This is a genomic window from Brevundimonas sp. FV1ps31S (genome assembly GCF_058681265.1).
In genome coordinates this window covers 3,696,106-3,714,818 of the sequence record NZ_CM178735.1, presented here as the reverse complement: position 1 = coordinate 3,714,818, position 18,713 = coordinate 3,696,106, and the positions used below count along the sequence as shown (strand labels likewise).

At 67.6% G+C, this 18,713-nt stretch carries 15 protein-coding genes; 5 read left to right on the top strand and 10 right to left on the bottom strand.

The features are described 5' to 3' along the window. Window positions 1-85: 85 nt before the first annotated feature. Together ACVPT3_RS17790 and ACVPT3_RS17785 are read left to right on the top strand one after the other, a co-directional pair. On the top strand, window positions 86-736 hold the full coding sequence (locus tag ACVPT3_RS17790; protein WP_492042153.1) for a LysE family translocator: 651 nt from the start codon (window positions 86-88) through the stop codon (window positions 734-736). A gap of 98 nt (window positions 737-834) precedes the next feature. Then, on the top strand, window positions 835-1,413 hold the full coding sequence (locus tag ACVPT3_RS17785; RefSeq protein ID WP_492042152.1) for a CC0125/CC1285 family lipoprotein: 579 nt from the start codon (window positions 835-837) through the stop codon (window positions 1,411-1,413). Between the two features lie 341 nt (window positions 1,414-1,754). On the opposite strand, the gene ACVPT3_RS17780 is transcribed toward ACVPT3_RS17785, so the two are convergent. From ACVPT3_RS17780 to trmB, 10 genes are all read right to left on the bottom strand, one after another. Next, window positions 1,755-2,846: a serine hydrolase domain-containing protein gene (locus tag ACVPT3_RS17780; protein ID WP_492042151.1), complete on the bottom strand. Its 1,092-nt coding sequence runs from the start codon at window positions 2,844-2,846 to the stop codon at window positions 1,755-1,757. A 74-nt stretch (window positions 2,847-2,920) separates the two neighbouring features. Next, window positions 2,921-3,730, bottom strand: coding sequence for a helix-turn-helix domain-containing protein (locus ACVPT3_RS17775; RefSeq protein WP_492042150.1), 810 nt, complete (start codon window positions 3,728-3,730; stop codon window positions 2,921-2,923). A 120-nt stretch (window positions 3,731-3,850) separates the two neighbouring features. Next, the gene (gene infB, locus ACVPT3_RS17770) at window positions 3,851-6,910 is read right to left on the bottom strand and encodes a translation initiation factor IF-2 (protein ID WP_492042149.1); all 3,060 of its coding nucleotides are present in this window, start codon (window positions 6,908-6,910) and stop codon (window positions 3,851-3,853) included. A 105-nt stretch (window positions 6,911-7,015) separates the two neighbouring features. Next, a complete protein-coding gene (locus tag ACVPT3_RS17765) occupies window positions 7,016-7,690 on the bottom strand; it encodes an RNA-binding protein (RefSeq protein ID WP_492042148.1) in 675 nt (224 codons plus the stop codon). Between the two features lie 18 nt (window positions 7,691-7,708). Next, window positions 7,709-9,475, bottom strand: a complete 1,767-nt coding sequence (gene nusA / locus ACVPT3_RS17760) for a transcription termination factor NusA (RefSeq protein WP_492042147.1) — start codon at window positions 9,473-9,475, stop codon at window positions 7,709-7,711. Further along, entirely contained in the window at window positions 9,475-10,074 is a 600-nt protein-coding gene (gene rimP / locus ACVPT3_RS17755) for a ribosome maturation factor RimP (RefSeq protein ID WP_492042146.1), read from the bottom strand. Before rimP ends, nusA begins: the two co-directional genes overlap by 1 nt. 101 nt (window positions 10,075-10,175) lie before the next feature. Further along, the gene (locus tag ACVPT3_RS17750) at window positions 10,176-10,703 is read right to left on the bottom strand and encodes a hypothetical protein (RefSeq protein ID WP_492042145.1); all 528 of its coding nucleotides are present in this window, start codon (window positions 10,701-10,703) and stop codon (window positions 10,176-10,178) included. A gap of 9 nt (window positions 10,704-10,712) precedes the next feature. After that, the gene (locus tag ACVPT3_RS17745; protein ID WP_492042144.1) at window positions 10,713-11,216 is read right to left on the bottom strand and encodes a DUF1993 domain-containing protein; all 504 of its coding nucleotides are present in this window, start codon (window positions 11,214-11,216) and stop codon (window positions 10,713-10,715) included. An 83-nt stretch (window positions 11,217-11,299) separates the two neighbouring features. Then, window positions 11,300-13,264: a methyl-accepting chemotaxis protein gene (locus tag ACVPT3_RS17740; protein ID WP_492042143.1), complete on the bottom strand. Its 1,965-nt coding sequence runs from the start codon at window positions 13,262-13,264 to the stop codon at window positions 11,300-11,302. 96 nt (window positions 13,265-13,360) lie between these two features. Beyond that, window positions 13,361-14,062: a tRNA (guanosine(46)-N7)-methyltransferase TrmB gene (gene trmB / locus ACVPT3_RS17735; RefSeq protein WP_492042142.1), complete on the bottom strand. Its 702-nt coding sequence runs from the start codon at window positions 14,060-14,062 to the stop codon at window positions 13,361-13,363. Between the two features lie 359 nt (window positions 14,063-14,421). Here trmB and ACVPT3_RS17730 point away from each other — a divergent pair, with 359 nt between their 5' ends. The 3 genes from ACVPT3_RS17730 (at window position 14,422) to ACVPT3_RS17720 (ending at window position 18,678) form a co-directional block, all read left to right on the top strand. Then, window positions 14,422-15,894, top strand: coding sequence for an amidohydrolase (locus ACVPT3_RS17730; protein WP_492042141.1), 1,473 nt, complete (start codon window positions 14,422-14,424; stop codon window positions 15,892-15,894). Next, window positions 15,894-17,234 carry an amidohydrolase family protein gene (locus tag ACVPT3_RS17725; RefSeq protein ID WP_492042140.1) on the top strand — a complete coding sequence of 447 codons (1,341 nt, stop codon included), beginning with the start codon at window positions 15,894-15,896 and terminating at the stop codon, window positions 17,232-17,234. Before ACVPT3_RS17730 ends, ACVPT3_RS17725 begins: the two co-directional genes overlap by 1 nt. Before the next feature lie 580 nt (window positions 17,235-17,814). Then, window positions 17,815-18,678, top strand: a complete 864-nt coding sequence (locus ACVPT3_RS17720; RefSeq protein ID WP_492042139.1) for a DUF5677 domain-containing protein — start codon at window positions 17,815-17,817, stop codon at window positions 18,676-18,678. Window positions 18,679-18,713: the final 35 nt, after the last annotated feature.

The window sequence follows — 18,713 nt, the reverse complement described above, 5'->3', positions numbered from 1 at the left end:
CCAGTCCTCCCCGTTCGCCTTCGCGAACGGGGAGGTGAGAGACCTCTTCTTGACCGCGCGCGCGATCACGGCGACACGACGCCGCATGGCCGCCCTCCCCGTCGATCCGCACCTCTATTCGACCTTCCTGGGGGTGATGGTGGTCATGGCCATAACCCCGGGCCCCGCCAATCTGTTCGCGGTCGCGACCGGGGTGGAAAAGGGTCGCGCCTCGGCCCTGGTCGGGGTGGTCGGCATGAACTGCGCCACCCTGGTCTGGTTCGCCGCCGCCGCCCTGGGCCTGGGCGCCCTGGTCAAGGCCTTCCCCGACGCCTTCCACCTGATCGCGATCCTGGGCGCCCTCTATGTCGCCTGGCTGGGGATCAAGGCCCTGCGCGGCGCCAGGCGCAACGCCGCCCCGACCGACCCCCAGCAGCCCGACCACGCCGTCGCGGTGCGTAAAGGCCGCAGCGCCTTCGTCGACGGTTTCGCGGTCCAGATCGCCAATCCCAAGGCCATATTGTTCTTCACCGCCGTCCTGCCGCCCTTCCTGGACGTCGAGCGGCCCGTGGCGCCGCAGCTGGCCCTGTTCGCCCTGGCCGTGATCGGCATGGATATGATGTCGATGAGCGCCTACGCCCTGTCCGGCGCCGCCCTGTCTCAGCGGATGCAGCAGCCCCGGTTCCGGCGCGGCTTCGGCCTGTTCGTGGGGATCCTTTTGCTGACGGCGGCCGTACTGATTGTATTAAGGCTCTAGACGCAGTCGAGCTTCCTCCTAGATTGACGGGGAACATGGCCGTTCATGCGCCGTTCAGCCGCCAGCGCGCCCGAATGGGCGATCAAGGAGTTGATTTCATGAAAGCCCTACCCAGAAACAGAACGACGCTCCGGGCCCTGGCCCTGACCGCCGTCGCGGGCCTGACCCTGGCCGCCTGCGCCACCGCCACCCCCTATCAGCCCGCCGGCTTCAACGGCCAGCGCGGCGGCTATGCCGAACAGCGGGTCGAGTCGAACCGCTTCCGCGTCAGCTTCGCCGGAAACTCGGTGACCTCGCGCGAACAGGTCGAAACGGGCCTGCTGCTGCGCTCGGCCGAACTGACGGTCGAAAGCGGCTATGACTGGTTCGCCACCGTCAACCGCGCCACCGACCGCGACACCCGCTACGTGACCACCCCGGACCCCTTCTACAGCCGTTACAACAGCTTCTATGGCCCCTACTGGGGTCCGTCATGGCGCTATTACCGCGGCGGATTCTGGAGCCCGTGGGACCGCTGGGGCGCCGACGACTTCGACACCCGCCAGATCGACCGTTACGAAGCCAATGCCGAGATCATCATGGGCCGCGGTCCCAAGCCCGCCGGCGACCCCAACGCCTTCGACGCCCGCGAAGTGATCCAGAACCTGTCCACACGCGTCACCCGCCCGGTGCGCTGAGGCCCGGAACCATAGGGCGCGAGAAATGACGGACGGTGGCTACGCCTGTTGGTTCTGCGACCGGCCGATAGAGCGCGCTGATCCCGGCGCCGTGCTGGTCCATGTTCGCGGTTTATGGGCTTGGCACGACGGATCGAATGCTGACGACGACCCGGCGCAGGACGTTTACGCTCACTCCACCTGTGCAAAGGACCGGCTGAAGGGGGCGACGATGACCTTGGAGCCTTCCGTTTTCCTAGAGGATGACGCGTGACCTAGAGGCGGGTTTGTGAAAAACGCAAAGCCAAAGAAAAGGCCCGGAACTGCGGTTCCGGGCCTTTGTCGTTTCAGGGCGCGCCCGCCTATTTCATGGCCGCTAGGGCGTGGCCGGCGATTAGGGCGTCCGCCAGACCGTGCGGATTGCGGACATTGTAGTTCTCGGTCGTCACCACTACGACCGTGTCCAGGTCCGGAACAATCACCACCTTGTTGCCGCCGGTCCCCGCCATCGCCCAGGCCGGGTGGGCCACGCCGTTGACCTGATAGGTCGGCAGCCAGATCAGATAGCCGTAGTCGCCCCGTTCGGGATCGACCGTGGAATGGGGGGCGGTCATGGCCTTCGCGAACGCCTCCGGCAGGACTTGGCGCCCGTCCCAGCGGCCCTGGTTCAGCAACAGCTGGCCCAGGGTCAGCAGATCGCGGCTGCGCAGCCCCAGTCCGCCGCCGCCCTGCGCCAGACCCAGGGGCGAGATCTGCCACTGCTCACCCTCGATCCCCAGAGGGCCGAACAGGGCCTCGCGCGCAAAGGCCTGAAGCGGTTCGCCCGTCGCCGACTGGACCACGGCGCCCAGGGTGGTCACGCCTGCGGTGCAGTAGCTGAAGGCCCGGCCATAGGGCTGGTCCGCCGGTTTGGGGATCCAGGCCGGAAAGCCCCGGATCGGCAGGTCCAGGGCGAACTTGACCCAGTCCTCGATCAGATACATCCGCTCCTCGTTGCCGCGCGAGAAGGAATTGTCGTCGTCGCATTCCAGCAGCGAACTCATGGTCAGCAGATCCTCGACCGTGATCGCGGCCTTGCGCGGGTCGGGATTGTCGAACGGCCCGTGGTCGGCGACGAAGGGCAGGATCGGGGCGTCGACGCTGGCGATGTCGCCGCGCGCGACGGCGGCGCCGACCAGCATGGCGGTGACGGTCTTGGTCACGGAGCGGGTGTTGCGTCGGCTTTCACGACCCGCGTCATCGAAATAAACCTCGTGCACCAGCCGGCCGTGGCGGGCGATCAGGACGCTGGTGATCTTCTGGAAGGTCCCGGCGCGGACGGCGGCGTCCATGGCCGCCAGCCCTTCGGCGGAGACGTCCTGGCTTTCAGGCGCAGCGACGGGCCAGGCCGGTTCGGCCGCGACGGGGGACGAGACGAGAGCGAGCCCGAGGGCCGCGACAAGCAGAGAACGCATGACAATCCTTGAGAGAGGCGAGACCCGACGTGTCGCAGACGGCGCGCGCCGGGTCTTGAACAGGTGAAACCGGCTCAGGCGAAGAGGGCGCGGTAGCGGCCGGGCGTCAGGCCGTAGATATGACCGAACTCGCGGGTCAGATGGCTCTGGTCGGCATAGCCGCCGAGCGCGGCCAGTTCGGCCAGGTCCACGCCCCGGGCCAGACGTCCGGCGGCGCGATCGGCCCGCGCCTGGCGAATGGCGGCCGCCGGCGAACGGCCGAAATGACGACGATAGCGGCGCGCCAGCGAGACCGCATGGACCCCGACGAGGCGGGCCACGGTCGCCACCTCCAGCCCCGGCTGGTCGGCCAGGTCGTGCAGAACCTCATGGGCCCGCAGCAGCCACTCCGGCGCCGGGTCCTCGTTCAGGTCGCCGGGGGTCAGCACCGCCGCCGCCAGATCCAGGGTCAGCCCCTCCATGGCCACGGCGTCGCCCGTCGCGAACCGGCCGGCCACCCCGATCAGACGTCGCGCCGCGCCTTCGGCCAGGGCGCCGCGCAACCGCATAGGGTCGCCGCGCCCGGCGCTCTTGGGGGGATCGAAACTGATGGACAGGAAGCGGCCGCCGGCCTCGGTGAAACAGTCGCGGTGTTCGACGCCCGGCGGATTCCACACCAGGGCGCCGGGGCCGAAGGCGGCGCCCGTGGGCGTCAGGGGATCGTGCGCCAGGCTGCAATAGCCGTCGTCGAGCGCCAGGATGAAATGGGCGTCGTCATGGGCGTGAAACACGACGCTCTCGGGCGGCCGGTCGGCGATCCACAGGCCGACGCGAAACCCGCCGGCCTCGACCGTCCGCGAGGCGGCGCCGAAGAAGTCGCCGGACGACAGATGTGGCCTGGCCATGAACCGATCCCCGCGCGGCGTCTCCCGCCACGCTTGGCATCATGCGCGGGACCGACGCAAAGAAAAAGGCCCGGAACCTGGGTTCCGGGCCTGTCTCTGTCGGTGCTGACGACCCCGGACCTAGTCCAGGGTGCGCTTGATCTCTTCGACCGTGAAGCACTCGATGTAGTCGCCTTCCTTGATGTCCTGGAAGCCCTGGAACTGCATGCCGCATTCCTGGCCGGCCGTGACTTCGTTGACCTCGTCCTTGAAGCGTTTGAGCGTGTTGAGCGTGCCCAGTTCGAGCACGACCACGTCGTCGCGGACGATACGGACGCGGGCGCCCTTGCGGACCACGCCTTCCGACACCCGGCAACCGGCGATCTTGCCGATCTTGGAGATGTCGAACACCTGCAGCACGGCGGCGTTGCCCAGGAAGGTTTCCCGTTGCAGCGGCGCCAGCATGCCGGACAGCACGCCCTTAATATCGTCGAGCAGGTCGTAGATGATCGAATAGTAGCGGATCTCGACACCCTCGCGCTCGGCCAGGTCGCGCGCCTGTTTCGAGGCGCGGACGTTGAAGCCGAGGATCGGGGCCCCGGCCGACTTGGCCAGGTTGACGTCGCTCTCGGTGATGCCGCCGGCGCCGGAATAGACCGTGCGGGCGCGCACCTCGTCGGTGCTCATCTTGTCCAGCGAACCCATGATGGCTTCGGCGGAGCCCTGGACGTCGGCCTTGATGATGACCGGCAGTTCCGAGGCCTTCTTGGAGCCCAGCTTGGCCATCATGTCGACCAGCGAGACCGAGCCGCCCGAAACCTGGGCCTTTTCGCGCTTCACCCGCTGACGGTATTCGGTCAGCTCGCGGGCGCGGGCTTCGGATTCCACCACGGCGAAGACGTCGCCCGGAGACGGGGCCTCGTCCAGACCCAGGATCTCGACCGGGACGGACGGACCGGCTTCGGTCAGCTGCTCGTTGCGTTCGTTCAGCAGGGCGCGAACCTTGCCCCACGATCCGCCGGCCACGACGATGTCGCCGCGCTTCAGCGTGCCGCGCTTGACCAGCACGGTGCCGACCGGGCCGCGGCCCTTGTCCAGCTTGGCCTCGATGACCACGCCCTCGGCCGAGCGATCGGCGTTGGCGCGCAGGTCCATGACCTCGGCCTGGACCAGGATGGCTTCCAGCAGGCCGTCGAGGTTCATCCGCTCCTTGGCGGAGACTTCGATGATCTGGGTGTCGCCGCCCAGGTTTTCGGCGATGACTTCGTGCTGCAGCAGTTCGTTGACGACCTTCTGAGACGTGGCCCCCGGCTTGTCCATCTTGTTGACCGCCACGATCAGGGGCGCATTGGCCGCCTTGGCGTGCTGGATGGCCTCGATCGTCTGGGGCATGACGCCGTCGTCGGCGGCCACGACCAGAACCACGATGTCGGTCACATTGGCGCCGCGCGCCCGCATGGCCGAGAAGGCGGCGTGGCCCGGGGTGTCCAGGAAGGTGACCTTCTGGTCGTCTTCCAGGCGCACCTGATAGGCGCCGATATGCTGGGTGATGCCGCCGGCTTCGCCGCCGGCCACGTCGGTGGTGCGCAGGGCGTCCAGCAGCGAGGTCTTGCCGTGGTCGACGTGGCCCATGATGGCCACGACGGGGGCGCGGACGTCGGCCGCCTCGGCGTCGTCGGCGTCGCCCAGGAAGCCGAACTCGATGTCGGATTCAGAGACGCGCTTCACCGCCATGCCGAACTCCTCGGCCACCAGTTCGGCGGTGTCGGAGTCGATCACGTCGTTGATCTTCATCATCAGGCCCTGTTTCATCAGGAATTTGATGATGTCGACGCCGCGCACGGCCATCCGGTTGGACAGCTCCTGCACGGTGATGACGTCGGGGATGACCACTTCGCGCGGGCGGTTGGGCGCGTCGGTCGAGCCGCCCTTGCGCTTTTCCTTTTCGCGTTCGCGGGCGCGGCGGACCGAGGCCAGCGAGCGCATGCGCTCGGCGGCGTCGCCGTCGCCGACCACGGACTGGATGGTCATCCGGCCTTCGCGGCGCTTCGGCTCGCCGCGCGTGCGGCTGACCGCCTTGCCGGCGTCGGAGAAACGCTTCTCGCGATCGTCGTCGCGGCCGACCGGACGGCCGAAGCCGGCGCCGGGCGCTCGGGCCGGACGCAGAACATTGGCCTCGGCCGGGGGTGCGTTCGGGGTCGGACGGCCGCCAGGGCCGTTGCGCGGACCGCCGGGACGGGCGGCGCCGGGAGCCGGACGCGGGTTCAGGGCCGAGTAACGGACGGGTTCAGCAGGCTTGGCGCCTTGCGGACGGCCGGCGCCGCCGGGGCCCGGACGGGCGCCCTGGGGACGGTCGGCTTGCGGACGATCCGTCTGCGGACGATCCGTATAGGACCGTTCGCCGCCGCCCATGGCCTGTTCACGGGCCGAACGGCCGCCGAAGGCGGGACGCTCGGGCGCCGCGCGTTGGGGATTGCCGGGCTTGGGCACGCGCTGGCCGAAGTTGACGACCGGACGGGCCGGAGCCGCCGGGCGCGCCGGAGCGGCGGGCGCGGCAGGCGTCGGGGCCGGCGTGGGGGCGACCGGAGCCGGAGCCGGCGTCGGCGCGGCGGCGACGGGCGCGGCCGGCTTGGGCGCGGGCTTGGCCGGAACGGCGGGCGCGGCGGCGGTCAGCTTGGCGGCCTCGGCGCGGGCGGCTTCGGCTGCGGCCTTGGCGGCGGCGGCCTCGTCACGGGCGGCCTGGGCGGCGCGTTCGGTGGCGGCGGCCTGTTCGCGCGCAGCGGCTTCAGCCGCAGCCTTGGCGGCGGCGTCGGCTGCAGCCTTGGCGGCGTTGGCCTGGGTGGCCATGGCGATGGCGCGGCGACGCGCTTCCTGCTCTTCAGGCGACAGGGCGCCGCCGGCAGGTTGCGACGAACGCTGGCCCTGGGGCCGGTTCTGCGAAGCGGCCTGTTGCGGGCGCGCGACGTCGAAGCCCTGCGGGCGTTGCGGCCCGCCGGCGCCGGGTCGGCGCTTGGTCTCGACCACCACCGTCTTGGACCGCCCGTGGCTGAAGCTCTGCTTCACGGTTCCGGTAGGAACCGATCCCACAACGCGCGGCTTCAGGCTCAGCGGCGCGCGCGGCCCCGTCTGGGACGGCGTGCCGCCCGAATTGCCCTGGCCCGAACCCTGGCCTTGGTTGGTCTTGTCGTTTTCGTCGCTCATACGGTCGCTTTAATAGGGCGGAAAATCCCGCCGTCGTCTCAATGCACATGAACGACCGTGAGCCCGTCTCCGCCCTTGGAGACAGGCCCTCGGCCGCCAAAATCCTTAGCTCGCCCCACCTTTATCAAGGTCAGTCGGGGGTGCTCCCGCCGATCCGTCCCCGTCCCTGGGAATATCCCAGTGAGAGGGGCGAAGCGGCCGAAATCCAGCCAATCGTTCGACCTCCATGGTCCACCGATCGGCCCGTCCGCCCGCAAGCAGGACGGCGTGTATCGCATTTTCCAGCCCAAGGGCCAAACTCAAATCGTCCACAGTGAACGCGCCGCAGACTTTCGCGGTCTGATGACGGGCCAGGGCGAGGATTTTGCCACGCCCGTCGGCCGAGCCGTCGGCGGCCTCGATCACCCAGGCGACCTTGCCGGCCCGCAGATTGGCGGCGGATTTTTCGAAGCCAGAGATAAGCACGCCTTCGCGCCGGGCAAGACCCAGCTGGTCGAGACAGCGCCGGAACAGCAGCCGTTCGACGACATCGGCCAGATCGGCCGGGGCGGTCAGCTTGGTTTTCGCGGCGCGGGTGAAGCCGTTCTTCTTGACCGCCGTCTCGACCGAGGCGCGGCTGGCTTCGACCCACAGGCCGCGTCCGGGCAGTTTCCTGCCCAGGTCGGGAACCACCTGGCCATCGGGCCCGGCGACGAAACGGATCAGGCGAGATTCGTCCATGACCTCGTGAGAGACGAGGTCCCGGCGTTCCCGATCAATCGTTGCGTCGCGCAAGCTCATATGTGGCCAGGTCTCCCATCACGCGTTCGACGGTTCGGAGTCGTCCTCGGCGAGGACCTCCGTATCGTCGGAAGTTGCGTCTTCGGAACCGTCGGCGTCGGCTTCGGTTTCAGCCGGCGCGTCGCCGAACACCTGGTCCGGGTCGTATTCGCCGTCGGCGAACTCTTCCTCGGCCTCTTCCGGCGCAGGCTGCGGCAGTTCCGAGGCGTCGATCCAGCCGGCGGCGACACGGGCCTGGAGGATCAGCATTTCGGCGTCTTCCTGGGCCAGGTTGAAGCTTTCCAGCACGCCCGGGACCTTGACCCGTTCGCCGTTCTTCACTTCGTAGCCGCCGCGGATCTCGTCGGTGGCCAGGTCGGCCAGGTCCTCGACGGTCTTGACCCCGCCTTCGCCCAGGGCGACGGCCATGGCCAGGGTCACGCCCGGCACCTGCAACACGCCGTCCTCGACGCCCAGTTCGACGCGCTTGGCGTCCAGCTCGGCGGCCTTGCGGTCTAGGAAGTCGCGGGCGCGGGCTTGCAGTTCCTCGGCGGTCTCCTCGTCGAAGCCTTCGATTTCCGAGACTTCATAGGGGTCGACATAGGCCAGGTCTTCGATCGTGGCGAAGCCTTCGGTGACCAGCAGCTGGGCGATGACCTCGTCCACGTCCAGGGCTTCCTGGAACAGGCCGGTGCGCTCGCTGAACTCGCGCTGACGGCGCTCGGAGTCCTGGGACTCGGTGATGATGTCGATCTGCCAGCCGGTCAGCTGGCTGGCCAGGCGCACGTTCTGGCCGCGACGGCCGATGGCCAGCGACAGCTGTTCGTCGGGCACGACCACTTCCACGCGACCGGCTTCTTCGTCCAGCACGACCTTGGAGACTTCGGCCGGGGCCAGGGCGTTGACGATGAAGGTCGGCTCGTCCGGGTTCCACTGGATGATGTCGATCTTCTCGCCCTGCAGTTCGGCGACGACCGCCTGAACGCGCGAGCCGCGCATGCCGACGCAGGCGCCGACGGGATCGATCGAGCTGTCGTTCGACAGGACGGCCATCTTGGCGCGCGAGCCCGAGTCCCGCGCGGCGGCGCGGATCTCGATCACGCCGTCATAGACTTCCGGCACTTCCTGGGCGAACAGCTTGGCCATGAAGCCGGGGTGCGCGCGCGACAGCATGACCTGCGGGCCCTTGGCCTCGGGCCGGACGTCGTAGATGTAGGTGCGGATCCGGTCGCCGATGTTGAACACTTCGCGCGGGATGGACTGGTCGCGGCGCATGACGCCCTCGCCCCGGCCCAGGTCGACGATGGTGTTGCCGTATTCAACGCGCTTGACCGTGCCGTTGACGATCTCGCCGACGCGATCCTTGAACTCTTCGTACTGGTTGGCGCGCTCGGCCTCGCGGACCTTGCCGGTCACGACCTGGCGGGCCATCTGAGTCTGGACGCGGCCGAACTCGAACGGCGGCAGGGTCTCGACATATTCCTTGCCGACGACGGCTTCCGGATCGCGCTTGGAGGCGTCGGTCAGGCGCACCATGGCGCTGTCGTTGAACTCTTCCAGCTCGTCTTCCGGCATCCAATCGTCCTCGACGATGGTGACGTGACGGGTCAGGGCCAACTCGCCGGTCTTGTGGTCGATCTTGGCGCGGATGTCGTGATGGGCGCCGTAACGCGACTTGGCGCCCTTCTGGATCGCTTCTTCAATCGCCTCGATGACGACTTCGCGCTCGATGTTCTTTTCGCGGGCCACGGCCTCGGCGATCTGCAGCAGTTCGAGGCGGTTGGCGGAAATACCGGTGACGGCCATCAGGCGTTGTCCTCAGAAGGGGTCGTGGTGTCGGTTGTGTCTTCGGCGGCCTCACCTTCGGGCAGGCCGTCGTCTTCAGGTTCGCCGCGCGCGGCGCGGATGGCGGCACCCCGTTTCATCAGGGCGTCGGTCAGGACCAGTTTCGCATCGCTCAACCAGTCGAAGGGGATCAGGGCGGTCTCTTCCTCGCCGTCCAGATCGACCAGGACATTGCCGTCCTCATAGCCGGCCAGAACGCCCTTGAAGCGCTTGCGCCCCTCGATCATCCGGTCCGTCTCCAGCCGCGCCTCCTCGCCCTCGAACAGGTCGAAGTCGATGGGACGGGTCAGGGGCCGGTCAATGCCGGGCGACGAGACTTCCAGCATATATTCGCCGGCGATGGGGTCGGCGGCGTCGAACACCTCCGACACGGCGCGGCTCAGCTTGGCGCATTGTTCGACCGAGATGTCGCGGTCGGACGGGCGTTCGGCCATGATCTGCAGACGCTGGCGTTTGGAGCCGGTCATCAGGCGGACGCGCACGACCTCGAGGCCCAGCGACTCCGCAATGGGGTCGATCAGCTCGAGCAGTTGGCGGTCCTGGGCGGTTCTTGCGCGCAAGCGGCGATTATCCAAAACAAAAGCGGCGGTCCGTCCGGGCCGCCGCTTGGAACGACGCCGTTGGACGCCGGTCTAACGATGTGGAGGGCCATATAGGCGGTTCAGGATCGCTTGTCAGCCCCTTTAAGCGACAGCGGCTTCGTCGCCGCGCGATACAGGCTCGCCGCGACGGCTCCGGCAATGACAATGCTGAACACTATGGAGCCCGACGCCACGACTGGAGCAGGCGGCCTGGAGCTCGTTCCGATAAAGGGCCCGATCCATAAGGTCAGCTCCTGGATGCTGAACACAAGACCCATCACCAGGAACACCAACACATACGCCAGGGCCGAGCCTGCACCAGCGAGGCTCCAAAGCCACGCGGACGACTGTGACAGAAAAGCCGTCGCGGCCATGCACCCAAGCGAACCGAATACGAAAGCCGGGATCACGCCGTAGGCGACCGCCAACACGACAGCCATTGGATTAAACAACAGGGCAGGCTCGGGAATCGCGGGACTCGTCAGATGAAACTCGAAAACCGCAGACAAGGCCGCGAAAAGCATCAACGACAACGCTGGCGCAAACAGCGCCAGCAGGATCAGAAGCAGGAAATTTATCCGCCCATCTCGCTTGTCGGCCTGTTTCACGATCGCCCCCTATGCCAGCGCCAGCCGCCCCAGATAATCCATCTTGCTCAGCGGCACGCCCTCCTTGCGCAGGATGGCGTAGGCGGTCGTGACGTGGAAATGGAAGTTCGGCAGCACGAAGCTGGTCAGATAGCCCAGGCCGTCGAAATTCATCTCGCGGCTGGGCGTCTTCAGCGTCACCGGCCGGGTCTCGGCCCCGGCGAAGGCGGTCGGGTCCACGCTGTCGATGAAGGCGAGGGTGCGGGCGATCCGGTCCTTCAGTTCGGCGAAACTCGTCTCATCATCGGCCATGGCCGGATTGTCGACGCCGGCCAGCCGCGCCACGGCGCCCTTGGCCGAGTCCGACGCCAGCTGAACCTGGGCGGACAAGGGGCGCATGTCCTCGTGAAGCCGGGCCTGGATCAGGACGGCTTCGTCAAACCCCTCCGCCACGGCCTTGTCCAGAAAGCCGGACAGGTTGGTCAGGCCGCGCACGAGGACGGGGGCGGCGACGTCGTAGATCGAGAGGGTCATTCCAGGGTTCCGGCCAGGGCTTCGGTGAGAAGGCCATAGCTGGGCGGTTCATCGCCGCCGCGCCAGTCCCGCCGCCGCCGAATCTAGAATTCTTCCCAACCGTCGGCCGCAGGTCCGGGCTGAACGGCAGCCTGGGACACGGGCGCAGCGCCGCCGCGACCGACGGTCTTCAACGCGGCGACCATATGGCTCGAGCGGGCCGGCGCCTTGGCGGCGGGGCGCGGTTCGGCGCGGTGCGAGGCCGCCGGCGCAGCCGCGCGGGCTGTGTCCCCGACCTTGAACTGGGCGACCGAGGCCTGCAGCGATTGGGCTTCCTGCGACAGCGAATGGCTGGCGGCGGTCGATTGCTCGACCATGGCCGCATTCTGCTGCGTCACCTGATCCATCTGGTTCACGGCCGTATTGACCTGGGCCAGGCCCACGGCCTGTTCCTGGGCCGAGGCCGCGATTTCCGAGACCAGACCGTCGATCTCGGCCACTCGTTCCACGATCCGCTGCAGGGCCTCGCCGGTCTGACCGACCAGTTTGACGCCCGAGCCGACCTGGGCCGTCGAGGTCGAGATCAGGGTCTTGATCTCCCTGGCGGCTTCGGCCGAACGCTGGGCCAGGGCCCGGACCTCCGAGGCCACCACCGCAAAGCCGCGACCGGCCTCGCCTGCGCGGGCGGCTTCAACGCCCGCGTTCAGGGCCAGCAGATTGGTCTGGAAGGCGATCTCGTCGATGACGCCGATGATCTGGCTGATCTGATCCGAAGAGCCCTCGATGGCCTGCATGGCCTGGACCGCGTCGCGGACGATGACGCCCGAGGTCTCGGCGTCGCCCTTGGCCGCCTGAACCACGTCCGAGGCCTGGCGGGCGCCCGAAGCGGTCTTGTTGACCGTGGCGGTGATCTCGTCCAGCGCGGCGGCCGTCTCCTCCAGGCCCGCCGCCTGCTGTTCGGTGCGGCGAGACAGGTCGTCGGCGGCCTGCGAGATCTCGCCGGCGCCCGAGCGGATGCCGGCGATATTGGCCACCACCACGGCCACGGCCTGCTGCAGCTGGGCGATGGCGGCGTTGAAGTCGGTCTTCAGCTGGGCCGCCTTGGGCGCGAACTCGGCCTCGATCCGATAGGTCAGGTCGCCGTCGGCCATGGCCGACAGGCCCTGGCCCAGGGCTGCGATGGTGACGCGGTCGGCTTCGGCCTCGGCGGCCTTCTCGGCCTCGCGCGCGGCCCGTTCCTGTTCGCTCATCGAGCGTTGCGACAGGGTCTCGGCCTCCAGCCGGTCCTTTTCGATGGCGGCGTCGCGGAAGACGGCCAGGGCGGCGGCCATCTTGCCGATCTCGTCGCCGCGTTTGACGCCGGGAATCTCGGAGGTCTTGTCGCCCTCGGCTAGGCCGCGCATCCGCCGTTCCAGCGCCACAACCGGGGCCGACACCGACCGGCCGATGAACCAGCCCGTCGCCCCGACCGCCAGCAGCACCAGCAGGGCCATCGAGCCCAGGACCAGGGCCGCCTTGCCCACGGCCGCCGCGATCTGGTCGGTATAGACGCCCGAGCCGATCACCCAGCCCCAGGGCGCGAAACCCTTCACATAGGAAATCTTAGGCGAGGCCCCGTCCTGGTTCGGCTTGGCCCACTGATAGGTGACGAAGCCCTCGCCGTCCTTCTGAACCACGGCGACGAATTCCTTGAACATCAGCACGCCGTCGGCGTCCTTGTTCTCGCTCAGATCCGTGCCGTTCAGCGCCGGCTTCATCGGGTGCATCACCATGCTGGGGTGCATGTCGTTGATCCAGAAATAGTCGTCCGCGCCGTAACGCATGGCGCCGACGGCGGCCTTGGCGGCGGTCTGGGCCTGGTCTTGCGTCAACCGGCCGGCCGCCTGTTCGCCCTGATAATAGGCGACGACACTATGGGCGATCTCGACGGACTTCTTGGTGCGGTCGGCGATGTCGTCGCGCATCACGGCGTCCAGCCGCATCAGGGACAGGCCGGTGATCACCAACAGACCCGCCATGGTCACAAGGGCCAGCAGATTGATCCTGCCGCCGATCGTCAACGCCTTCATGGTCCGTCCCCGAGATTATACTTAGGGGCCATTACTAATGAAGTTCGTTAAACACCCGTCTATGCGGAAACTACGTAAAATTCCGTATCCGCCAATTCAGGCCGTGCGCCGGTATTCCAGGAAGATCGGAGCCGTGTCGCCCAGCTTCTTCTCCTCATAGCGGGTGACCACATGGTCCGCCGGCGGAACGAACCAGTCCTGATCCGCCGCCCCGATCCGCTCCAGCCCCGGCGTCCGCTCCAGCCGTTCCAGCGTCCATTCGGCATAGTCGCGCCAGTCGGTGACGAACCGCAGGGTTCCGCCCGGCTTCAGGATGCGGGCGAAGGCCTGGGCCGTCTCGTCCTGCAACAGGCGGCGCTTGTTGTGCCGGGCCTTGTGCCAGGGGTCGGGGAAGAGGATCAGCACCCGGTCGACCGAGGCGTCGGGCAGGGCGTCGACCAGGTCGCGCGCGTCGTCGGCGTGGATGCGGACATTCTTCAGCCCGCCTTCCTCGACATGGCGCAGGGCCGAGGCGACGCCGTTCAGGAAGGGTTCGCAGCCGATCACCAGGGCGTCGGGCCGCGTCGCCGCCTGGGCCGCCATATGTTCCCCGCCGCCGAACCCGATCTCCAGCCACACCTCGGCGGCCTCGGGCATCATCGCCTTGGGGTCCAGCGGACCGGCCTTGGGATCGGGCACGGCGATCTGGGGCAGCAGGCTGTCCATCAGCGCCGCCTGCCGCGGCTTGATCGGCCGCGCCTTGATCCGGCCGAACGACCGCAGCGGCCGGTCGAGATGGGGGTTTTCGTCGTCGTTCATGCGCGTGCCGTTAGCGGTCAGGAACAGGCGCGTCCAGACCATCCGCTCTCACCTCCCCATTCGCGAAGGCGAATGGGGAGGACCGGTCGCGCCAGCGACCAGGAGGGGGCGACTCCGCCCTATCCCGCGTCTCGTCGCGCCGTCACCCGCCCCGGGCCATCCACCGCATGAAGCTCCCGTCAGCCACCGTGTCGCCCCCTCCTGACCGCTTCGCGGTCTGTCCTCCCCATTCGCCTTCGCGAACGGGGAGGTGCACAACCCAAAGAACATCGAAATCTTTTGACGCCTCCGGCAGATGCCCCTCCTATGACTGTCGCAAGACACGTCGGGCTGGCGTGTCGTCGGGAAAAGGGGATCTGATGATCGGACATCATCTGCGGGGCGTCAGCCTCGCGGCCATAGGCTGCGCTATGCTGGGCCTGGCGGCCTGCGCCACCACGGATACGGACTCGGAGGCCGCCGCGCCGTCCAAGGACAAGACCCTGGCCGCCGGCCTGGATCCGGCGACCACCCTGAACCCCTATCCGTCCACCTATCAACCGTTGCCGCGCGAGAATTTCGCCGTGGTCGGCGCCACCGTCCTGACCGGGACGGACCGCAAGATCGACAATGGCGTGGTCGTGGTCACGGACGGCAGGATCGCCGCCGTCGGCGACGCCTCGACCCCCGTCCCCGCCGGCTATCGCGTCATCGAGGCGCGCGGCCGTTATGTCACCCCCGGCGTCATCGACGTCCACAGCCACCTAGGCGTCTATCCGTCGCCCGGCGTGCAGGGCATGAGCGACGGCAACGAGGCCACCAGCCCGAACACCGCCCAGGTCTGGGCCGAACATTCGCTGTGGCCCCAGGATCCGGGCTTCAACACCGCCCGCGCCGGCGGCGTCACCACGCTTCACATCCTGCCCGGCTCGGCCAATCTGTTCGGCGGCCGGGGCGTGACCATCCGCAATACGCCCTCGATCACCATGCAGGGCATGAAGTTCCCGGACGCCCCCTATACGGTCAAGATGGCCTGCGGCGAGAACCCCTCGCGCGTCTATGGCTCGCGGAACCAGAGCCCGGCGACCGGCATGGGCAATATGGCCGGCTACCGCGCCGCCTTCATCGCCGCCCGCGACTACAAGGCCAAATGGGACAAGTGGCGCGAGACCGGCGAGGGCGCAGCCCCGACCCGCAATCTTCAGAGCGAGACCCTGGTCGGGGTGCTGGACGGGTCCATCCTGATCCAGAACCACTGCTACCGCGCCGACGAAATGGCCATGATGATCGATATGGCCAAGGAATTCGGCTACCGGATCACCACCTTCCACCACGCCACCGAGGCCTACAAGCTGGCGCCGCAACTGGCCCAGAACGGCATCTGCGCGGCCATGTGGACCGGCTGGTGGGGCTTCAAGATGGAGGCCCTGGACGCCATCGAGGAGAACGCCGCCCTGGTGGACGCCCAGCAGGGCTCGTGCGCCGTCATCCACTCGGACGACGCCGAACTGACTCAACGGTTGAATCAGGAGGCCGCCGCCGCCCTGTCGGCCGGTCGTCGCGCCGGGCTGAACATCTCGGAAGAACACGCCATCGGCTGGATCACCTCCAACGCCGCCAAGGCCATCGGCATCGCCGACCAGACCGGCTCGCTGGAGGCCGGCAAGCGCGCCGATGTGGTGATCTGGAGCGCCGATCCCTTCTCGATCTACGCCCGCGCCGACCAGGTCTTCATCGACGGCGCCCTGACCTTCGACCGGACCAACCCCGCCTATCAGCCGACCAGCGACTTCGAGCTGGGCCAGCCGGGCTATGGCCTGACCGCCGCCAACGTCGCCGAAGGAGCCCGCTGATGCGTCTGTCCCATATCCTCGCGGGCGCCGTGGCCGCCCTGTCCCTCGCCGCCCCTGCTCTGGCTCAGGACACCGTGGCCATCGTCGGCGGCCGCGTCCTGACCGGAACCTCGGTCATCGAGCGCGGCACGGTCGTGATCCGTGACGGCAAGATCGTCTCGGTCGGCGCCGGCGCAGCGCCCTCCGGCGCCCGCGTCATCGACGCGACCGGCAAGGTGGTCGCCCCCGGCTTCGTCGCCGTCGATTCCGGCCTCGCCGGGACCGAGGTCGGCGCCGTCGGCGGCACCAACGAGCTGCGCAACAGCGCCAACACCCTCAGCGCCGCCTTCGACATCTCCTACGGCCTGGACCCCTGGTCCTTCACCCTGCCGGTGGCGCGCCTGGGCGGCATCACCCGCGCCGTGGTCGTGCCCCAGCACCCCGGCTCGTCCGGCGGTCATGTGCATGAGGACGAAACGGCCGGCGCCGGCGAGGGCGGCTATCAGACGCCGGGCCTGTTCGCGGGCCAGGCGGCCATCATCGACCTGGGTCAGGACGCCAACATCCTGGTCAAGCCGCGCGTGGCCATGGTCGCCCCGTTCGGCGAGGCCGGGGCCGACATCGCCGGCGGCGCCCGCGGGGCCCAGTTCGTCCTGTTCAAGGAGACCATGGCCGAGGTCCGCCTCTACGCCCGCAACAAGTCGGCCTATGAGCGGGCGGGCCTGCGCGACCTCAGCCTGTCGCGCGCGGATCTGGAGGCCCTGATCCCCGTCGCCAACGGCTCCATGCCCCTGATCGTCAGCGTCCACCGGGCGTCCGACATCCAGCAGGTGCTGCGTCTGGCGCGCGAGGAAGGGATCAAGCTGATCCTGGACGGCGCCGAGGAAGGCTGGCTGGTCGCCGGCGAGATCGCTGCGGCCGGCGTGCCCGTCCTGCTGAACCCCATCTCCAACCTACCCAGCGATTTCGAGATGCGGGCGGCGCGGATGGAGAATGCGGCGGCCCTGAACGCGGCCGGCGTCGTCATCGCCATCAAGGGCAATGAGGGGTCGACCCACCGCGCCCGTGAGGCCCGCTACAACGCCGGCAACGCCGTCTCGCACGGCCTGCCCTATAGCGCCGCCATCGCCGCCCTGACGGTCAATCCGGCCAAGATCTTCGGCATGGGCGGACAGTTCGGCCAGATCGCGCCGGGCGCCGCCGCCGACGTCGTGGTCTGGTCCGGCGACCCGCTGGAGCCCCTCAGCCAGCCCTCGGCCGTCTTCATCGACGGCGTCGAACAACCCCTGACCAGCCGCGCCCTGCTGCTGCGCGACCGTTATCGGCAACAGACGCCGATGCCGCCGGCCTATCGCAACTGACGGCCGTCTAGAGCCTGAACGACCAGGGCGGGACCGCAAGGCCCCGCCCTTTTTTCATCTCCTCCCCCCTGGGGGAGGCGACTCCACCCTTCTTTCGTCATTCCGGGCGGAGCGTAGCGGAGACCCGGAACCCAGCGGCGCCGAAGACGAAATCTATCCGCCGCAGGATGCCGAAAGACCGAATCCGCGACAGGTTCGCGCTCCGCGCGCCGCTGGGTTCCGGGTCTCCGGGCCAAGAGGCCCTTCGCCCGGAATGACGAAAGAGAAGAGGCCAGCGGCCCAAGGTCCATCAACCCGGTCTCCTCCCCCTCTGGGGGAGGTGGCGCGGCGCGTCTTCGCGCCGTGACGGAGGGGGCGCGTCCGCACGACCGGCGCCGGAAGATCCCTACCTTTACCGTCATCCTGGGGCTTGTCCCCGGGATCCATACTCCCGGTATAAGGCTGTGGCGCACTCGATTGAGACAAGTTCCATAGATATCGCAAGCGACTCATTTCGTCCCTATCGGCAGCATCCAACGATGCGTCTGAAGGCCCGGAGACATCCCATTTTTAGTTTAGCGAGCCCGCGTTATGGTGGGCCATGTCCGAACCACCAATGATCTCGATGACGGAAGCGGATGCTATCGCTTCCATAAAGGTGGATGGGATGCTGGCCCCCGTCATCGACGAGTTTCGTCCGCACCACATCGTTGAAAACGCCGAATGGTTTGACTTTGCTCGGCGCTTCAACCGCCTCGGCATGAGGTTGATGAACGATCACGTTCCAAGCCTAAACGGCAAAGAAATCCGACACCCGGTTGCGCTGATAATGCGACTGACGGCACGTGTCGCTCATTCGTTCGGCGGAGCAATCGTGCTTGCTGAACGTGGTCAGACTATCGAAGCGCAGACCGTCGTGCGCTCCATTTACGAAACCGGCTTCTGGGTAGCCTACATTGCAAAATCCCCGCTGGCCGGTTCGGAAGACTTCATCAGCGAAGAGATGAAAAGTCAGCTTGGTCGTGACAAAGCGGCAAAAAAGCTTATGGCCGATCATCCCGACGTTGTTCGGCAGATCGATAAGCAGATCGCCCAAACAATCCAGGCCCGTCGTGGGCGCCGCGAAGTCCCCGGCATTGAGCAGTTGGCGACCCTCGGCGATTTCCCAGATCATTTCGCCTACTACAAATGGCTATGCGGCGCTGCAGCCCACCCGACCTTACTATCCACCACCAACTACCTCTCGGCTGACGATGAGGAAGGCTTTTATGGCTTCGCCTTCGGCCCGGATTCGGCAAGGATTGGGCAGACGGTAGGTTTCGCCTGTCACGCCTTCTCGATCACCCTCCTCGGCATGTGCCGTCTGCTAGGCTTCCTGGGAGCGCAGGACGAGATGCTGACATGCATCGCCGAACTCAACGCCTTGATGGCGAGCAGCGAGCCGCCAAAACGTAGCGCCGGTTAGCCGTCCAGGCCACGCTCTCGTTTCCAGCTGACCTT